This is a genomic window from Serratia sp. NPDC087055 (assembly GCF_044900985.1).
GTDB lineage: Bacteria > Pseudomonadota > Gammaproteobacteria > Enterobacterales > Enterobacteriaceae > Serratia.
In genome coordinates, this window is record NZ_JBJDOG010000007.1 from 151283 (window position 1) to 170048 (window position 18766).

Below are 18766 nucleotides of genomic sequence, written 5' to 3' on the forward strand. Positions count from 1 at the left end.
CTGTTCCTTATAACCCGGCTTTCAAACTTGCCTCAATGAATTTATCCAGGTCGCCATCTAATACGGCCTGCGTGTTGCGCGTTTCAACGTTAGTGCGCAAATCCTTGATACGGGAGTCATCCAACACGTAAGAACGGATTTGGCTACCCCAACCGATATCGGACTTGTTGTCTTCCATCATCTGTTTATCAGCATTTTTCTTTTGCATCTCAAACTCGTACAGCTTGGCTCGCAGCTGTTTAAACGCTTGATCCTTGTTCTTATGCTGAGAACGGTCGTTCTGACACTGCACTACGATGTTGGTCGGTAAGTGGGTAATACGCACCGCCGACTCAGTTTTGTTCACGTGCTGACCACCCGCCCCCGAGGCGCGGTAAACGTCGATACGCAGGTCCGCCGGGTTGATGTCGATATCAATATCATCGTCCACTTCCGGGTAGATAAACACCGAACTGAACGAAGTATGACGACGGCCGCCGGAATCGAACGGGCTCTTGCGCACCAGGCGATGTACGCCGGTTTCAGTACGCAACCAGCCGAACGCGTAGTCGCCGATGATCTTGATGGTGGCGGATTTCAGCCCTGCCACGTCGCCGTCGGACTCTTCAATCACTTCGGTCTTGAAGCCTTTGGCTTCAGCCCAGCGCAGGTACATGCGCAGCAACATGCTGGCCCAGTCCTGAGCCTCTGTACCGCCGGAGCCAGCCTGAATATCCAGGTAGCAATCAGCACTGTCGTATTCACCAGAGAACATACGACGAAATTCTAATTGCTCGAGCTTGGCAGACAGTTGATCAAGCTCAACGACCGCTTCGTTAAAGGTTTCTTCATCGTCGGCTTCGATCGCCAATTCCAACAGACCAGTGACGTCTTCGCCGCCCTGTACCAGTTGATCGATGGTTTCAACAATGGCTTCGAGCGCAGCGCGCTCTTTACCCAGCGCCTGTGCGCGCTCAGGTTCGTTCCAAACGTCAGGCTGTTCCAGCTCGGCGTTAACTTCTTCTAGGCGTTCTTTCTTGGCATCATAGTCAAAGATACCCCCTAAGAACGGCAGTCCGCGCGGACAGGTCCTGAATTCGGTTTTTTACCGGGTTAATTTCAAACATGTTTTTAGCGTTCTTTTTCGTTGATGGCGTCGATGGCGAAATGCCATTAGAACCGGTAATTCTAGCGGATCCAGCCGTCAGTTTATAGCGAGTTGGCTAGTTTTTGTGGGGGGAAGAAAACATGCCGGGGTTTGGCAGAGCAAACCCCGGATTAAGGCCGCCGTAAATTAACGTGGCCAGAGGTGTTGGATCAGTAACTGCACGTTGCGGTTACCGCGGAACTCGTTAACGTCCAGTTTGTATGCCAGTTCCACTTCACGCACGCTGCTGTCCGGCCACAGGGTGGTATCTACATTGAAAGCGATACCGTCGAGCAGCGGGCCGCCGCCGATCGGTTCAACCATCAGCTTCAAGTGTTTCTCACCCACTAACCGCTGCTGCAAAATGCGGAATGTCCCGTCAAACGTCGGCTCAGGGAATGCTTGCCCCCAAGGCCCGCCTTCACGTAGCAGTTCAGCCGTTTCCAGTGAGAGTTCCTGCATCGCCAATTCGCCGTCAGACCAGATCACACCTTCCAGCATTGCCGGATCGAGCCATTCGCCGACCAGCTCACCAAAGCGCTGGCGAAACTCGTCGAACTTGGCCTCTTCAAGCGACAGGCCAGCGGCCATCGCATGGCCACCGAACTTCATCATCAGCCCAGGATTCAGCGTATCCAACCGTTCCAGTGCATCCCGCATGTGCAAACCGGCTATCGAACGCCCAGAACCTTTCAGTATGCCATCACCCGCTGGCGCAAACGCGATCACCGGGCGGTGAAAACGTTCTTTAATACGCGATGCCAGAATGCCCACCACGCCCTGATGCCACTCAGGGTGATACATCGCCAGCCCATACGGCAACGTGGTGCTGCTGCGTTCAAGCTCGTCACACAGTTGCAGAGCTTCAACCTGCATGCCCTGTTCAATCTCACGTCGTGTCAGGTTGAGTGCATCGAGGTCATTGGCCAACATACGAGCCTGCGCGATGTCGTCACTCAGCAACAACGCCACACCGATCGACATATCGTCCAGACGCCCGGCAGCATTGAGGCGCGGCCCCAACGCAAAACCGAGATCGCTCGCCGCCAATTGACGCGCGTCGCGGTTAGCCACTTCCAACAGTGCCCGGATACCTGGCCGGCACTTGCCGGCACGAATACGGTTCAGGCCCTGATACACCAAAATGCGGTTGTTGGCGTCGAGCGGTACCACATCGGCAACCGTGCCGAGCGCTACCAGATCCAACAGCTCTGCCAGATTCGGCATCGCCAGTGCGCGTTGTTCAAACCAACCGCTGTCACGCAGCCGTGCACGCAATGCCAGCATCAAATAGAAAGCCACCCCCACCCCCGCCAAAGACTTGGACGGGAACGCGCAGCCGCGCAGGTTTGGGTTGACGATCGCTTCCGCCGCCGGCAGGGTTTCCCCCGGCAGGTGGTGATCGGTCACCAGCACCTGCATGCCCTTGGCGTGTGCCACTTCGACGCCCGCATGGGAAGAAATGCCGTTATCCACGGTCAAGATCAATTCCGCACCACGTGCATCTGCCTGTTCCACGACTTCGGGACTCAGGCCGTAGCCGTCTTCGAAGCGGTTCGGTACCAGGTAATCGACCGCACTGCCCCCCATGCTGCGTAGCGCCAGCACTGTCAGCGCGGTACTGGTGGCACCATCAGCATCGAAATCGCCCACCACCATAATGCGACGATGATCGGCCAACGCCTGTTGCAGAATGCCAACAGCGGCGTCAATGCCGTCCAACTGCTGCCAAGGCAGCATACCTTTGACGCTGCGTTCCAACTCCTGCTCAGCCTGAACGCCGCGCAACGCGTATAAACGGCGCAGCAGCGGATGCAGGCTGGCAGGTAAATGGCTCTCGCCCGTCTCCGCACGGCGGCGTAGTTGTGTTTTGATGCTCACCGGCGATTAACCACCGGTTTTGGTTGCAGTCTGGTGCGCGTCCAGCATAGCGGCCATCTCTTTCGGCCCCTGATAGCCAGGGATCATCATGCCGTTTTCCAGGATGATGGCCGGGGTACCCTGAATACCGAACTGCACGCCAAGCGCATAGTGTTTGCTGATGTCGGTTTTACAGGTGGCAGGTGAAACTGCGTCGCCTTTCATTGCCAGGTCAAAAGCCTTGGCTTTGTCGGCGGTACACCAGATTGATTGCATGTCTTTCTCGGCCTGGGAATTCAGCCCCTGACGCGGGAAGGCCAAATAACGCACGGTAATGCCCAGATCGTTATACTCTTTCATCTGTTGATGCAGCTTGTGGCAATAGCCGCAAGTGATGTCGGTAAACACCGTGATCACGTGTTTTTGCTTCGGCGCTTTGTAAACGATCATTTGATCTTTCAACGCTTCCAGCTTGGTGGTCAGCAGCTGGTTAGTGACGTTCACGGGCTCTTTGCCACTCACGTCGTACAATGGGCCTTGCAGAATGTGTTTGCCGTCTTCAGTCACGTACAGAACGCCGCTATCGGTCAGCACGGTTTTCAACCCATTAACCGGTGAAGGCTGTACGTCTGCCTGCTGAATACCCAGGCTGCCGAGTGCTTTTTGGATTGCCGCATCGTCGGCATGGGCCGCGCCAGTCACAGACGCCACCAGCAGGGAGAGCAGCATTAAACCTTTCTTCATTCTTCCAATCCTTTTGAACCCGGCGTGTCAGGCACGCGGGTGGTGCTGTTGATGTAGCTGTTTGAGTCTTTCTGTCGCTACATGCGTATAAATTTGTGTTGTTGAGAGGTCGCTATGCCCCAATAACATCTGTACGACACGGAGATCGGCACCATGGTTCAGCAAATGGGTGGCAAATGCATGACGTAACACGTGTGGCGACAGCCGCTCACTGTCAATGCCCGCTAGGATCGCATAGTGTTTGATGCGATGCCAGAACGTCTGTCGAGTCATTTGCTGACAACGGTTGCTCGGGAACAAAACATCCAGTGCCTGGCCGTTCACCATCCACGGACGCCCATGCTCCAGGTAATTTTCTATCCAGTACACCGCCTCTTCGCCCAGCGGTACCAGTCGTTCCTTGTTACCTTTACCGATCACGCGCACCACGCCTTGGCGCAGGCTGACGTCGCTGATGGTCAACCCAACTAGTTCAGAAACACGAAGACCGGTGGCATACAGCACTTCCAGCATCGCTTTGTCACGCAGTTCCAGCGGTTGGTCCACGCAGGGCGCCTGCAGTAACGCATCGACCTGCGCTTCGCTCAGATCTTTCGGCAACCGTTGCGGCAACTTCGGCGAGGCAAGCAGCGCTGTGGGATCGTCGGTGCGCATGTTTTCGCGGTACAGGTATTGGAACAGGCGACGCATGGCGCTCAACAAACGCGCAGAACTGGTGGCCTTGTAGCCCCCTTCGACCCGTTCCGCGAGAAAGGCCTGCAGATCCAACGCTTGCGCCTGTAACAGGGGAGTATTTTGTTGGTTCAGCCAGGCGACCAGCGCTTGCAGATCCAGCCGATAAGAGGCCAGCGTATTTTCTGCCAGATTGCGTTCGAGCCACAGCGCATCCAGGAATTGCTCAATCAATGCATGATCTTGCTGTTGCACGCGGTCCTCCCTTTGTTGCGTTTATGCCACAGGCATTATGCCTTAAACCGGTACAAATCGGGTATACTCGACGCAATTCTACCTACGGCAATATAACGGTTTACACATGAAGATTGGTCTGTTTTACGGCTCCAGCACCTGCTACACCGAGATGGCGGCAGAAAAAATCCGTGAGATTCTGGGTGAAGACCTGGTCGACCTGCATAACCTGAAAGACGTCTCCCCCACACTGATGGAAGCGTATTCCATCCTGATCCTCGGGATACCAACCTGGGACTTCGGTGAACTGCAGGAAGATTGGGAAGCGATCTGGCCACAGCTGACCACGCTGGATTTGCAGGGGAAAATTGTCGCCATGTATGGCATGGGCGATCAACTCGGTTATGGCGAATGGTTCCTCGATGCGCTCGGTATGCTACACGATCACATTGCCCCACTCGGCGTACAGTTTATCGGCTTCTGGCCGATTGACGGCTTCGAATTTACCAGCCCGAAACCGCTAAGCGCTGACGGCAAACACTTCGTCGGCCTGGCGCTGGATGATGTGAACCAATACGACATGAGTGACGAGCGTCTGCAACAATGGTGTGAACAAATCCTGTTGGAAATGGAACCGCTGCTGTAATGCCAATGGGCGCGGTAACCGCGCCCACGCCATCTTTACTTCCATAAACGGAAACGGCTCTCCCCTTCATCAACCGGTGTTTCACCGCTCAACCGTGCCGGATCGGCCACCTGATACCAGTCTAATTTACGCGTCAGCAGCATAATTCCCGCCAAAATTGCGAACAACAATCCGGCCCCGAGTACCAATGCGTTATCTTCTGATTGCAGCAGCAGATACAACACGCCGTATAACATCAACAAACTGACGGCGAATAGCCCCCCGCGTAGCCTGCCGCGCAGCACCGCACTGAGGTAAAAGGCAATGAGCCCGCTGCAGGCAATGCTGGCCAACAGATAGGCTTTGCCGAAACCGAAATGCTCGGAAAAGGCCAACAAGATCAGATAGAAAAGCACTAATGCTGCCCCCACCAACAGATACTGGATTGGGTGTACTCGCAGACCGGTCAAGGTTTCGAATAAGAAGAACGCCATAAACGTCAGGCCGATAAACAACACCGCATATTTCACTGCGCGCTCGGTCAGTTGGTAGTGATCCACCGGTTCAATCAGGCTGGTGCTGAAGGTCGGCAATTTTTCTTCGCCGAGAATTTCGTCGTCGTAATGGAAAGCGCTGTTGATGTTGTTGGCAAACCAGGTGCTGCGCCAGCGAGCACTGAAGCCTTTTTCCGTCACTTTACGTTCATCCGGCAAAAAGTTGCCAAGGAAATTCGGATGCGGCCAATTACTCTGCAGTGTCAATTCACTGCTGCGTCCAAGCGGTACCAATGACAAACTGCTGGTACCCGCCAGCGTGAGGGTAAACTCAGCGTCCAGCCCCGTTTTCTGCAATTCGCTCAGCGTCAGCGGTGCGTGAACCCCTTGATGCAGCACACTGACCTGAGTACCCGGCTCAAAGGTTGTCTGCGTCTGTGCGCCGATAAGCGGTGAGATACTTTTGATACCGCGTGAATCGCTCAGTGATACCAGCAAGAACGGCTGGCCAAGAATCACATTACTGCGCTGCAAATCGGCCAGATCGGGCTGGCCAAACTTCACCTTAAAATTCAACGGCCCTTGATACACTTGCGTCTGGTAGATGCCCAACTTACGCACGTCGACATTCGGTTTGCCGCTGACCTGCAGCGTCTCCGGCAGGAGGTAACGGTGGTGGCGGACCATTTGCACCACTTTCTGCCCCTTGTCATCCGTCTTCTCTTCGCGTTCGCTATAAGGAATGACAATCAGCGGCCCCAAGATGCGCTGTGCCCGGCTGGTGCTTTCGCTGACCTGCCCCACTACGCTCTGGCGGTAACCGCTGCGTTCCTCAATCACGTTCATTAACTGTGTCACCGGAATGATCATTAAGATCATCAATCCCAGCAGAGTGGTTATCTTCCAAAACAATACCGATTTCATCATCGCCGCGCGCTCCTTGTAGGTTATTGCGCCACGATAGAGGCCTCTGGTGAATACAGGATGTGGTTATGTGAAGGGACGGTGAAGTCAGAGAGATAAGGTGAAAATAGCGGCCACGCCCTGCGGCTGGCGGTTATGCAAGCGAATACCACCACGGTGTAACCGCGCAACTTCCTGTACGAAACTCAGCCCCAGGCCACTGCTTTTCGGCTTGTCGGCCCGGGCCAGTGAATAGAAACGTTCGAACACCTTGTCCAGCGCATAATCGGGAATGCCCGTGCCGTCGTCACTGATGGTGATGCAATAGTGGTTGTCCTGCCGTTTGCCGCACACGCTGATGGCACCGCCCGGTGGGGTGAAGTCCAAGGCATTGTCGAGCAAGTTGGTCAGCGCCTGGCTGATCAGCAGCCCATCACCGGTCAAGGTCATTTCCTCAACCTCATCAATCTGGAGCAAAACGCTACGCTGCGCTGCCTGCGCCTCTTTACCTGCCACGGCCTGACGTACCAGCACAGCCATCGCCAAAGGTGCCAATTCCAGACCGGGCCGGCTTTCCAGCCGCGCCTGCACCAGCAGTTTATCCACCAATTGTTGAATGCGTGCACTCTGCTGTTCGATATTGGTCAGAAAACGCTGAGCCGTGGCCGGCGGCGGCAGTTCCTGAAGCAGCTCGGCTGCACCGCGGATCGCCGCCAGTGGGCTTTTCAGCTCATGGGTCAGGGTATGCACATACTGTTCGATGTAAGCCTTACCTTCCAGCTTCACGCGCATGCTTTCCAACGATTGTGCCAATTGCTTCAGCTCATGGCCGCCCATTTTCGGCAGCGGTATGCTTTCGCCCTGCGCCACGCCGTCAGCGTAGCGCACCAACCGACCAATCGAGCGGTTTATCCACCAAACAAAACCCAAACCGATCAGCAGTGCAATCCCCAATAACAGCGCACCAGCCCATAGAATGCGTCGCTCGCTGCGTTTGATTACCGGTGCCATGGTGCTGTTGGGTTTACCGACGCTGAGCACACCGATGATTTTGCCTTGCTCCAACACCGGTGCGGCGACGTACATGACTGAACTGTTTTCATCCTGTGGATTGCTGCGGGTGCTGCGCGCACCGTATTGGCCACGTAACGTCAAATAGACGTCATTCCAGCGTGAGTAATCCTGCCCGAGCGCCTGTCCGCTGGAATCAAAAATGACGTTGCCTTGATGATCGGTGAGGTAGACGTGATATTCGCTGCGATCCTTGCGGATACCGGCAATATTGGCGCCGATGGGCCGTTGATTGAGTTGGGCAAACGCCTGCGCCAGTTGCCCGTGTGCCACGTCGTCACGCTGCATATCGAGACGGGCGATCTGCGCCAGCAGATTGGCTGTATCCACCAATGTGCCTTCGGTCGCCCGCCGCACACCGGGTTTCACTTCCTGCACAAAAATGCTCAACACGAAATAGCCCGCGACAGCCACAATCAGGAAATATCCCAGCAGCAGGCGCAAACCTATTCTCATGGCTGACGGCTCACGCTATAGCCCAGGCCTCGATGGGTGTGGATCGGCGGTTCACCGGGATCGATCGCGCGCAACTTGGCACGCAACGTTTTGATATGCGTATCGACGGTACGATCCAGGCTTTCCTCGGCCTGAGACCAGACACTGTCCATTAACTGCTGACGTGAAAATACCCGTCCGGGCGCCAGCAACAGGGTTTTCAGCAACAAAAATTCGTAGCGGGTCAATGGCAGTGGCTGCTGATGGTAATAGATGGCCGCGGCCTGCTCATCCATCCCAAAAGGACCAAAGCTGTACAACGCAGGCTGTTGCAAACGTTGCTGTTTTTGCAGGCGACGTAAAATGGTGCGCACACGGGCACTGACTTCTCGTGGGGAAAAAGGCTTGGCAACGTAATCGTCGGCACCAATCTCTAACCCAATCAGGCGGTCAACTTCATCGCTGCGGGCTGTGAGAAACAAAATGGGTAAATCCGCCGACTGCGATAACAGCCGGCGGCACAGTTCAAAACCGTTGATATCTGGCAGGCCGACATCGAGGATAGCCAGCGCTGGCGCACCCTGCGCCAACGCCTGCAATGCCGGCTCGCCACGCTCGAACCAGCGCACCTGAAAGCCTTCGCTTTCCAGGGTATAAATCAGCGTGTCAGCAATGCTAGGCTCATCTTCCACCAGCCAGAGCGTCGGCTTCATCAGGGTTCCTCGCCATCACTGGTGGGCGGATACAGCAGCGACTGACGCAAATGCCGCCAATCGGCTTTAGCCATAGAATCGGAAGCCAGCCACAACCGACGACGTTTTTTCCCTTGGGCCAGCTGCAACGTCAACAAAATGCCGTAACGCGGCATCCAGGGCTGTTTTACCAGTTGCCATTCCTGCCCGTGCCAGCCCACGCGTTGATTCGCCAGCAGGTGTAGTTCACCCTGCCGCGACGCAATGCGCTTCTGGCTACGAATACATTCAAACACCACCAGCGTCAGCAGGACCAGCCAGATTGGGCCGTAACCCTCCGGCCAGGGTGAAATCAGAATCAGTAGGATCAGTGCGCCGTGTGTCAGCAGCGAAAGTAACTGGGTGCGCCAGGAAATACGGACATCACATCGCCACTGGGCCACGGTCTTTATTTCGCGTCTGGATCAGTGTCACCATTCTCTGCAGTTCACTGTCCTGCGGAGCGCCATGATTCATCAGCCAATTGAAGAGATCGGGATCATCAGATTCAAGCAGACGGACAAATAGCGCTTTGTCTGTGTCATTGAGCCGATCATATTCGTACTCGAAGAACGGCATGATTGAGATGTCCAGCTCGCGCATACCACGGCGACACGCCCAGTGGATACGTGCTTTGTTATTAATATCCATGTTGTTATGACTAACCTCTTTTCAGCGTGGCAACGCCATCGCAGGGTTCAACTGACACACTGTATGGCAACACCGGCGCGATATAATTCCATCAGCCAAAGATCTGTCTGCAAGGGGTACCCTTGGCCGCAAGCCTATAGAGTAACAATTTGACATACTCGCCGGGAAGAAGGTTCTCTGCGTAAAACGCAATAAAGCGCTAAATGTCAAAAAAAGCGCTGCCGGGGAGGCAAGCGTGAATAACAGTTTGCAAAGGCCGCCGCCTCTTTTACCATGGGGCCAACACACCTTCAGGTAAGTTAACGTTAAGCAGGGTCTTACTATGGCGTATAAAATTCCATTTCCACCCCGTCAACCTTCCGCTTCTTCCCATCTGCCCCTGACCTTAATCTCGCTGGAAGATTGGGCATTGGTGACGTTGAACGGGCCGGACACAGTGAAATACCTTCAAGGCCAGGTGACTGCAGATATCGACGCGCTGCCAGCCGATCGGCACGTGTTATGCGGCCACTGTGATGCCAAAGGAAAAATGTGGAGCAACCTGCGTCTGTTCCACCGCGGTGAAGGCTTTGCCTATCTGGAACGCCGCAGCGTGCTGGACAGCCAATTGGCTGAAATCAAAAAATACGCGGTATTTTCCAAACTCACCATCACCGCTGATAACGACGCGGTGTTGCTCGGCGTCGCCGGTTTTCAGGCCCGCGCAGCGCTGGCTGACGTGTTCAACACCCTGCCGGATGCTGAGCATCAGGTCGTGCAAGACGGCGAAACCACCCTGCTGCATTTCGCGCTGCCGGCTGAACGCTTTTTATTGGTCACCACAACCGCCGTTGCCGAGAAATTGGTCGACAAGCTGCACGAGCAGGCAGAACTGAACGACAGCCAACAGTGGCTAACGCTGGATATTGAAGCCGGTTACCCGGTCATTGACAGCGCCAACAGCGCGCAGCTCATCCCACAGGCCACCAACCTACAGGCCCTGGAAGGCATTAGCTTCAGCAAAGGCTGCTATACCGGCCAGGAAATGGTCGCCCGGGCCAAGTTCCGCGGGGCCAACAAGCGCGCACTGTACTGGCTGGAAGGCAACGCCGGGCGAGTGCCGGAGGCCGCTGAGGACGTTGAATTGCAACTGGGTGAAAACTGGCGCCGTACCGGCACCGTACTGAGCGCAGCCAAGCTGGCCGACGGTACGCTGTGGGTACAGGTTGTCCTGAACAACGATCTGGACGCCGACAGCACTTTACGGGTGCGCGATGACGCAACCAGCCAGTTGGCCATCAAACCCTTGCCGTACTCACTGGTGGAAGATAAATAATACTCAGGCAGCAGGCTCACGCCTGCTGCCTGATGCTTTACTCGTCCAGTTCGCCGTCCCGCTGCACCAGATAGATCAGCACCAGAATGATGGTGACAAAGAAACGAAATGCGCTGGGCACCCCATTCCATTGCTGCGACATCCACATACCGAACCATTCCCCGCCTACCGACATAAATCCGACCTGCCAGGTCAGAAAACCGATCGTCAGGCCAGCAACCGCCATTTTTTTCTTTCTGTTAAAGGCCACGGCTGGCAGCTTCAGGCCGCACAGCAAGCGCAAACCGCCCACCCAACACAATAATGCCGTCAGGCTTTCTAGCGTAATGATGCCAATGTAGCCAGCGTGATGCAGCCAAGGGGATTGAATGGCGCGGTAGGTGATGGTGGCGTCTGGGAAAATAGTGTCCATCATAAATACATGACGCACAAAGGCGAAGTTGGAACCGTAATCCGTGATATTGCCAAAAGCCACCAACGTGGCAAACAGGGCAATCGCACACACCAACAGCGCTTTGGATAAGCGAACGATCATCGTGATGAGTCCTGAAAAAGTTAACGAATACACCAAAGGTGTAATGGCGGGCTCAGGAACGAAAAAACATTGGCTTGTTGGATACCCGAAAGAAACAAGCGTTTCTTTTCTAACCTAAAAGAAACGCGGGATCAACATGGCATTAACGCAGACCGGACAGCGATCAAACGTACAGATAAATCGCCATAAAATGGCACAGGCTGCCACCGAGTACGAAACCATGCCAGATAGCATGGCCAAAGCGGAAACGCTTAGAGGCATAGAAAATCACCCCCAGGGTATAAACTACACCGCCAACCGCCAATAACGTCACGCCGCCAATAGCCAGCCGGGTCGCCAACTGATAAATCACGATCAGCGACAGCCAGCCCATCGTCAGATAAGTCACCAACGACAAGGCTTCAAAACGGTGGGCAAACGCCAGTTTGAACAGCACGCCCAACAGTGCCAATCCCCAAATTACGGCCATCAGCCCCTTGGCAAGCGGTGAGTCTAGCCCCACGAGCAGGAATGGCGTGTAGGTACCAGCAATCAAAAGGTAAATGGCGCAGTGGTCAAACTTCTTCAGCCAGTGCTTGGCCTTTTGATGGGGAATAGCATGGTAGAGCGTGGAAGCAAGAAACAGCAGAATCATGCTGCCGCCATAAAGACTGTAACTGGCGATGGCCGTCGCACCGGCGCCGCTATCAACCGCCTGAACCAACAGCAATACCAAGCCGACGATGCCGAAAACCAAACCGATGCCGTGGCTGATACTGTTAGCGATCTCTTCCGCCCACGGATAGGCCGCAACGGTAACGTCTTCGGTACCGGCTTTCACTACGCCCGTTTTTCCCATAAAGCACAACCCCTCAAAACACCCAACATTGTTCGAAATTACCGCAAGGCAGCTTAACTGAGAATAATTTCAGTGTACACGTGTACGCCAAAATAAAACTGTGTACGCGTGTAACCATCGAAATCCCTCTCCCACTGGTCTACAATCGTTCGGCTTCAACCCATCTACCTTGAGGTTTACACCATGTCATCCGCTGTACCCGCGTTAGATTTCGGCTCCATGACCCAGGTCATCCAGTTCCTGATGGAAATCGATAAGTTGAAAAGCGTGCAACGCCGCACCAAAGTGCTGGGGACCCAACGCCAGGAAAACTCCGCCGAACATAGCTGGCATTTTGCTATTGCTGCCCTGAGCCTGGCCCCTTATGCCAGCGAAGGCGTAGATATCCAGCGGGTGATTCAGATGGCGCTGCTGCATGACATCGTTGAGATCGACGCCGGTGACGTACTGGTCTACGATCTGGCGGCACGTGCAGCAATCCATGATGTAGAAGTGGCCGCGGCGCGCAGGCTTTTCGGCATGCTGCCGGACACTCAGCGCGAGTATTTCACCGCTTTATGGCAGGAATATGAAGATGGCGAAACTACCGACGCGCGCTTTGCGCTGGTGCTGGATCGCACCATGCCGATGCTGATGAACCTGCACAATGGCGGCCAAAGCTGGGTCGAGAACGGCATCAGTCTGGAGCAAGTATTGGCGCGTAACACGACCATCGCTGATGTCCAACCGGAGTTGTGGAAATACCTGCTGCAACATCTGCAGGACGCACAGCGCAAAGGCTGGCTGAAGTAACCCTTTTGCTGCCGTAGTTAGCCGGGTGGTTCCCTCACCCGGCACGCCAACTCGTCGCGGTTTATTAACGTCACTGCATCATACGACGGACCTTCAGCGGCCGCCGGACGCCTCGATAAAGCTGCCGGTGACGTAAGAAGCGGCATCGGATAGCAGCCAGATAACGGCTTCCGCGACCTCTTCCGGGGTACCGCCACGTTGCATCGGCAAGTTGCCCTTAACCCTATCAACACGCCCCGGTTCACCGCCGCTGGCGTGCATTTCAGTGTAAATACACCCCGGCCGCACAGCGTTGACACGAATGCCCTGGCCCGCCACCTCCAGCGCCAGTCCGGTGGTCAGTGTGTCTACCGCCCCCTTGGATGCGGCATAATCGATATACTCCCAGGGAGCCCCCAAACGGGCTGCGGCAGAAGAGACGTTGACGATGGCACCGCCCTGCCCACCATGACGGTGCGCCATGCGTTTCACCGCCTCACGACAGCAAAGGAAATAACCGGTGACGTTGGTGCTCAGCACCTTATTGATGCGCTCTGCCGTGAGTTGTTCAATGCTTGTCTGTTGAAACAAAATGCCGGCATTGTTGACCAGCGCAGCGATTGGGCCAAGGGTCGCATCCAGTTCGGTAAACATCGCCACCACCTGGCTTTCCTCGGCAATATCCGCCTGCAGCGCCAACGCCTGGCCGCCCTGGGATTCAATCTCTGTCACAACGTGTTGTGCGGCGACCTCATCTTTCAAATAGTTAACGCCCACCGCATAGCCCTTCTGGGCCAAAAGCAGCGCGGTGGCGCGGCCAATACCCCGGCTAGCGCCGGTGACCAGTGCAACTTTCGTCATGCTATTCCTTCTCTGGTTGGGGAATCAGAAACTGTAGCTGGCGCTCAGGAAACCCACCCCTGCGGCCTTTTTCTCGACGATCGGGCTGTTCGCCGCATCACCCAACAGAGTATAGATACCGACACCGCCCTGGAAGGCAATTTCCCGCGTCAATTGATAATTCAGCGCGGTGTTGAGTATCACCTGCTTCATGCCGCTGCCTGGGCGATAGGCATCAAAAGCGCTATGCTCCGCTTGTTGCTGGGTGACACCGAAATAACCACGCTGATAGCCACTGTTGGCCCACGTGGCGGTCAAATCGGCAGAGAGACTGAGCGCATCGCTTAACGGGTAAAGCGCTGCCACACCCACATCAACATAGGCAGTATGCCCCAGGTCTTCACCGCCGTAGCGACGCGCCTTGGTGGCCTGCATCCCTCTGACATACGTACGAAAGGGTTCGAATTTATAGCTCAGCTCAATACCTGCTTCAAACGCGCCCCCCAAATCCCCCATGCCTTTGAGCCGATTTTTTCGCCCTCCCAACGTTTTAATGTCTTCGTCTCGCCCACCGTCATAACCCGCCAATAAGGCAATGCCGAATGGCCCCGACAACGGCAACTGCCAGCTGGCACCGCCCAGCCCCAGGCTAAAATCTCCCCATGTTGGATTGCCATAACCGGCCTGAACATCGTACAGCGGCACCGCGCTATAAATAGACGCCCCTTGATACAACGGCGCCACCGCGATACCCCCGCTCAGCGTCAACGACGCCTTTGCTTCATCCTGTGCGGATCCTTGTAAGGGAAATGCCATCAACAACGCCACCGCAGAATAACCCAGGGTATTTTTCACCGTATTTGCCTTATATTTAATGAGGTTTATAGCGCCACCAGGCGGCGCAATTGTTTTTTTATTCGTGGTTTAAAACGACTACAGGCATCTGAAACCACCGTCTGCAATTGGGGCCGCAAGGTTGATGAATGTGGCATTGGGCTATTTACGCCCTGAGCGTCAGCGTGAAAATGCACCGTGAACAGCACGACAAATAAGATCGCGCACAAGCGAATAAATCCGCCGGTGATAGCTAAATGTGACGCATTGCCGGTATGCATGGTGCTTACTCTGCGGTAATGATTGTGCTGAGAAGCCTACCCGAATCACAAGAACGTTCCCTTAACGTGAAATTAACGCCAGATTAAGGTTTGCTTAAGAAGGTATGGGCGAAAAGCCGTGCGGCGTTGTCTTCCCCCGACAGTTGTAGTTATATAGCCGCCAGCGTAGTGATATAAACCGGATACCACGTGAACATATTGTTAGTGGAAGACGATCTGCAATTGGGCAAAGCCCTGTGCCGTGCATTGGAGCTGGCTGGATTTGAGCTGTGCTGGGTGCGATTGGTCCATGATGCACAACATAAATTAACCCAAGGCAGCTTCGATTTAATGCTGTTGGATCTCACCCTGCCCGACGGTGACGGATTAAAAAAGCTGATCGAATGGCGCGCCGCCGGACAGAACATTCCGATCATTATTCTGACGGCCCGAGATCGCATCGAAAGCCTGGTCAATAGCCTGGACTCTGGCGCAGACGACTTCCTGGCCAAGCCTTTTGCACTGCCGGAATTAATTTCGCGCGTGAAGGCGGTGAACCGTCGCATGGCGGGGTTCGCCTCCCAAACCTGGAGCCTGGGCAACCTGTATCTGGATCCGATTAACCACCAGGTCACGCTGGATGGCGAACTGCTGTTGCTATCAAAAAAAGAATACCGATTACTGCATGAGCTTATGCGTTGTGCCGGCACCGTGGTACGTAAGGCCGCATTAGAACAGAGCTTATTTGGGAATGGCGACAGCGTGGAAAGCAACTCCCTCGAGGTGCATATGCATAATTTGAGACGCAAAATCGGTAAGGAAAGAATTATTACCGTGCGTGGTATTGGCTATTTATTAAAAAAAGAGGGCCAGGGATGATCAGTTTTAAATCCTTTTTTATGCGCACCATCATTTTTCAGGTATTGGCGATATTATTACTTTGGGGTGTTTTGATTGGCTGGGCAAAATATCTCTATTTCCCTGACGCAGAAAAATATTTTGATAATCAGCAGCGCCTTGTTGCACGTGGCATTGCCAATATTCTTGATAAAACAGACGTTACCGACCTCAATTATATTAATATTATTAAAGATATCGAAGTCATGTATATCGACTCCATTAAAAACGGTATGCAGGATGAAATAGACTATCGCCCATTACTTGTGGTTTACGATCGCAATAATAAGATTATTTACACCTCCCCACCTCAAAAGGAACCGTTGATTCTGCCACCTTCGGTGCTGTCCGGCACCATCAGCTATGGCAACGTGAAGTGGCATATCGCCGGCAGTTGGAGCGATAAGCAGCAATTTAGGGTGATCGTCGGTGAATCCTTTGACAACCGCACCACCATTTTCGGCAATCCGGCAGAAAGCACGGCCATCCCACTGCTGGTCACGCTGGCTGCAATTATTGTCGCCCTCTTGGTTACGGCCTATTTCAGCCTGCGACCACTGCGGCAAATCGCCAGAATGATCTCTGACCGTAAACCGGGTAACTTGTCGCCGATAAATGTGCGCGCGCAATATCAGGAGATTCGCCCCATCGTTTTAGAAATTAATAAGTTGATGGGGCGTATCGACGCCGCCAACCAGCGTGAAAAACGCTTTATGGCCGATGCGGCGCACGAGCTACGTACCCCCATCGCCGCCGTGCTGGCCCAGTTGCACCTGCTGACCCAGGTAGCTGATAAAACCGAACGCCAGGAGATCATTGAAGACATGCAACACGGGCTGGATCGCGCCGCATCGCTGTCACGCCAACTGATTGACTTGGCCAAACTGGAATCGGAAGACTTCCCACTGAAGATTGAAACGGTGAACATCCACGCAGAAATCAGCAAATGCATTGCCCAGCATGTCCCTTATGCGCTGGAGAAGAACGTCGAACTCTCTCTGGATGGGAGTGAAAATGTGATGATTGAGACCGATCGCCATTCGCTGATTACGATATTCACCAATCTGCTGGAGAACGCCATTAAATATGCGCCAAACGGTGCACGAATCGAAGCTAGCATCCGATCGCTGTCGCCGCTGGGCTGCTATATTACATTGCGTGATAATGGCCCAGGTATCCGTCAGGAGTACCACAAACGGCTGTTCGAGCGCTTTTATCGTGTACCCGGCACGCAGCAGAACGGCAGCGGTCTCGGGCTCGCCATTGCGAAAAACCTGGCTGATAAAATTGGCGCGCAATTGCGGATAACCGAAGGGCTTGATGAGCGCGGCATCGGTTTTATCATTGATCTGCCGGAAAACTACCTTGCACCACGAGAGAATTAACGGACGATGACCCACCCCATTTTGCTGCAACAACATCAACTTGATTTGCTCTGGCAGATCGATCGTAGTGAAGTGATCAATACGCTCTACCGCCTGCAGGATGGCAAGTTACAGCCTTATGCCGCCCATTATGATCTGCAAGGTTGGGATCCGCACGATCGGGAAACCTATGACCCGATCCACGAACACTGCTTTGCGCACGGTGGGCACTTTTTCGCCCTGTTCGAAGAAGAGAAGATCCTTGCAGCGGCCGTGCTGGATACCCTGCCGCGCGGTCCGCGGCAGGACTTACGCCAGCTGCTGTTTTTCTACGTCAGCGCCAGCCTGCGGGGTAAAGGACTGGGCAAACGTCTGTTCAGCCATTGCCTGCACCAGGCCAAACAAGACGGCGCTCACGGGCTGTATGTCTCTTCTATTCCAAGTAAAAACACCGTGGATTTTTACCTGTCGCAGGGTTGCCAGTTAATGACTCAAACCGATGCAGAACTGTTCGCCCGCGAACCGGAAGATATTCACCTGGCCTGCTATAGCAGCCCGTAGCAGGCTGTTTATCTGGCAATGCGGATCACCGAACGCACGTCGCTTTTCTTATTAAGATCCCAGACGTCGGCGATCTCGGATAAATCGTGTTCCTGAGTCTCAACCGAGATCTCCCCCGCAGATGCCAACGCCAGGATCTCACTGGCATATCTCTGCATTTCAGCCACCGGTGGGAAATTACCGGTACCGCTGCCCATGATCTGTAATTGATTACTGCGCAGTACCGCCGCAGGCAACCGAATGTCCGGCCCCGCCATCGAACCAACGTTGACCAAACGGATGCCGCGTCCGCCCGCGTAAGAAGACAAATCGTGGTTATTGAGCGTCGCAAGCAATGCTTCTGTGGCGGGGCCCCAGATGTAATCGACAATAACCTGATAGCCATTGGGTCCCGCGGCGGCAGCAAAAGCCTGCACCAACTCCGCCCCTTCCAGTGAAAGATCGACCGTGGCATCCACACCCAATGCATCCAGCACGCTCTGGCGACGGCCGGCGGCGACAATACGGCCCGCGCCAGCCTGACGTGCAGCCGCCACCGCCAGTTTGCCTGAAGTGCCAGTCGCGCCAATAATCAGCACCGTTTCGCCCGCCTGAACCTCAGCGCGCCAGTGCAGTGGCAGCCAGGCAGCGAACGCCGGATTAATCAATGCGGCTGCGGTAGCATCATCCACGCCCTTTGGCACAGGTACGGTCCAGGAAGCCACGGTACGTTCGGCTAACGCGCCATGCGGCTGGCGGAAAGAGGCAAAGTACACCCGCTGGCCGTCGGGTGTATAACCCACACCATCGGTACCCGGCACGATCGGCAGGTGCTTCGGGCTGGAATAATGAGTACCTGCCACCATGGCACGATCGAGCTGTTTAATGCCGGCGACACTCACCGTGATCAGCGTTTCGCCTTCGCGTGCGGTCGGTTCATCCACATTACCGGCCACCGGTGCCTGGCCCAGGACGTTTACAATAGCTGCTTTCATCATTGCTCCTTATTCCGTTCGAGTTACCCTG

21 protein-coding genes are annotated in these 18766 nt (G+C 54.7%); 6 read left to right on the forward strand and 15 right to left on the reverse strand.

The features are described 5' to 3' along the window. Positions 1–7 precede the first annotated feature (7 nt). From prfB to xerD, 4 genes are all read right to left on the reverse strand, one after another. Positions 8–1106, reverse strand: a protein-coding gene (prfB, locus tag ACI2J2_RS22640; protein WP_115185178.1) for a peptide chain release factor 2 whose coding sequence is annotated in 2 segments (ribosomal slippage) — positions 8–1030 and positions 1032–1106 — 1098 coding nt in all. Because the reading frame shifts where the segments join, the coding sequence is not laid out codon by codon here. Between the two features lie 167 nt (positions 1107–1273). Continuing rightward, a complete protein-coding gene (gene recJ / locus ACI2J2_RS22645; RefSeq protein ID WP_265557020.1) occupies positions 1274–3007 on the reverse strand; it encodes a single-stranded-DNA-specific exonuclease RecJ in 1734 nt (577 codons plus the stop codon). Positions 3008–3013: 6 nt separating this feature from the next. Beyond that, positions 3014–3730 (reverse strand): bifunctional protein-disulfide isomerase/oxidoreductase DsbC, encoded by a 717-nt coding sequence (gene dsbC / locus ACI2J2_RS22650; protein WP_209639641.1) that lies wholly within the window; start codon positions 3728–3730, stop codon positions 3014–3016. 27 nt (positions 3731–3757) lie between these two features. Next, the gene (gene xerD, locus ACI2J2_RS22655) at positions 3758–4657 is read right to left on the reverse strand and encodes a site-specific tyrosine recombinase XerD (protein WP_209639639.1); all 900 of its coding nucleotides are present in this window, start codon (positions 4655–4657) and stop codon (positions 3758–3760) included. Between the two features lie 106 nt (positions 4658–4763). On the opposite strand from xerD, the gene fldB reads away from it, so the two are divergent. Beyond that, a complete protein-coding gene (fldB, locus tag ACI2J2_RS22660) occupies positions 4764–5282 on the forward strand; it encodes a flavodoxin FldB (protein WP_265557021.1) in 519 nt (172 codons plus the stop codon). A 35-nt stretch (positions 5283–5317) separates the two neighbouring features. Here fldB and creD read toward each other — a convergent pair whose 3' ends face one another. From creD to sdhE, 5 genes are all read right to left on the reverse strand, one after another. After that, positions 5318–6682, reverse strand: coding sequence for a cell envelope integrity protein CreD (creD, locus tag ACI2J2_RS22665; protein ID WP_209639634.1), 1365 nt, complete (start codon positions 6680–6682; stop codon positions 5318–5320). Between the two features lie 84 nt (positions 6683–6766). Further along, complete coding sequence (gene creC, locus ACI2J2_RS22670) at positions 6767–8185, reverse strand: two-component system sensor histidine kinase CreC (protein WP_404760892.1); 1419 nt, start codon at positions 8183–8185, stop codon at positions 6767–6769. After that, positions 8182–8877 (reverse strand): two-component system response regulator CreB, encoded by a 696-nt coding sequence (gene creB / locus ACI2J2_RS22675; protein WP_265557023.1) that lies wholly within the window; start codon positions 8875–8877, stop codon positions 8182–8184. The genes creC and creB overlap by 4 nt, the downstream gene beginning before the upstream one ends. Next, entirely contained in the window at positions 8877–9299 is a 423-nt protein-coding gene (locus tag ACI2J2_RS22680) for a protein YgfX (RefSeq protein WP_209639625.1), read from the reverse strand. Before ACI2J2_RS22680 ends, creB begins: the two co-directional genes overlap by 1 nt. Continuing rightward, positions 9280–9546 (reverse strand): FAD assembly factor SdhE, encoded by a 267-nt coding sequence (sdhE, locus tag ACI2J2_RS22685; RefSeq protein ID WP_209639622.1) that lies wholly within the window; start codon positions 9544–9546, stop codon positions 9280–9282. Before sdhE ends, ACI2J2_RS22680 begins: the two co-directional genes overlap by 20 nt. A gap of 322 nt (positions 9547–9868) precedes the next feature. Between sdhE and ygfZ the strand changes: the two genes are divergently transcribed. Next, entirely contained in the window at positions 9869–10861 is a 993-nt protein-coding gene (gene ygfZ / locus ACI2J2_RS22690) for a tRNA-modifying protein YgfZ (RefSeq protein WP_404760893.1), read from the forward strand. 37 nt (positions 10862–10898) lie between these two features. On the opposite strand, the gene ACI2J2_RS22695 is transcribed toward ygfZ, so the two are convergent. Next, entirely contained in the window at positions 10899–11396 is a 498-nt protein-coding gene (locus ACI2J2_RS22695) for a DUF2165 family protein (protein WP_209639616.1), read from the reverse strand. A gap of 163 nt (positions 11397–11559) precedes the next feature. Continuing rightward, positions 11560–12234 carry a hemolysin III family protein gene (locus ACI2J2_RS22700; protein WP_265557026.1) on the reverse strand — a complete coding sequence of 225 codons (675 nt, stop codon included), beginning with the start codon at positions 12232–12234 and terminating at the stop codon, positions 11560–11562. 183 nt (positions 12235–12417) lie between these two features. On the opposite strand from ACI2J2_RS22700, the gene ACI2J2_RS22705 reads away from it, so the two are divergent. After that, the gene (locus tag ACI2J2_RS22705) at positions 12418–13026 is read left to right on the forward strand and encodes an HD family hydrolase (protein WP_404760894.1); all 609 of its coding nucleotides are present in this window, start codon (positions 12418–12420) and stop codon (positions 13024–13026) included. A 93-nt stretch (positions 13027–13119) separates the two neighbouring features. Here the strand turns inward: ACI2J2_RS22705 and ACI2J2_RS22710 are convergent, their stop codons facing one another. From ACI2J2_RS22710 to ACI2J2_RS22720, 3 genes are read right to left on the reverse strand one after another with little or no spacing between them, the layout of a single operon-like run. After that, entirely contained in the window at positions 13120–13866 is a 747-nt protein-coding gene (locus ACI2J2_RS22710; RefSeq protein WP_404760895.1) for an SDR family oxidoreductase, read from the reverse strand. A gap of 24 nt (positions 13867–13890) precedes the next feature. Beyond that, a complete protein-coding gene (locus tag ACI2J2_RS22715; RefSeq protein ID WP_265557028.1) occupies positions 13891–14700 on the reverse strand; it encodes a MipA/OmpV family protein in 810 nt (269 codons plus the stop codon). Positions 14701–14726: 26 nt separating this feature from the next. Further along, entirely contained in the window at positions 14727–14960 is a 234-nt protein-coding gene (locus ACI2J2_RS22720; RefSeq protein WP_265557029.1) for a hypothetical protein, read from the reverse strand. 189 nt (positions 14961–15149) lie between these two features. Between ACI2J2_RS22720 and ACI2J2_RS22725 the strand changes: the two genes are divergently transcribed. The 3 genes from ACI2J2_RS22725 to ACI2J2_RS22735 are packed head-to-tail and all read left to right on the forward strand — an operon-like array spanning position 15150 to position 17761. Then, on the forward strand, positions 15150–15818 hold the full coding sequence (locus ACI2J2_RS22725; protein WP_209639601.1) for a response regulator: 669 nt from the start codon (positions 15150–15152) through the stop codon (positions 15816–15818). After that, positions 15815–17221, forward strand: a complete 1407-nt coding sequence (locus ACI2J2_RS22730) for an ATP-binding protein (protein ID WP_404760896.1) — start codon at positions 15815–15817, stop codon at positions 17219–17221. Before ACI2J2_RS22725 ends, ACI2J2_RS22730 begins: the two co-directional genes overlap by 4 nt. A 6-nt stretch (positions 17222–17227) precedes the next feature. After that, the gene (locus ACI2J2_RS22735) at positions 17228–17761 is read left to right on the forward strand and encodes a GNAT family N-acetyltransferase (RefSeq protein WP_404760897.1); all 534 of its coding nucleotides are present in this window, start codon (positions 17228–17230) and stop codon (positions 17759–17761) included. An 8-nt stretch (positions 17762–17769) separates the two neighbouring features. On the opposite strand, the gene ACI2J2_RS22740 is transcribed toward ACI2J2_RS22735, so the two are convergent. After that, a complete protein-coding gene (locus tag ACI2J2_RS22740; RefSeq protein WP_404760898.1) occupies positions 17770–18735 on the reverse strand; it encodes a zinc-binding alcohol dehydrogenase family protein in 966 nt (321 codons plus the stop codon). Positions 18736–18766: the final 31 nt, after the last annotated feature.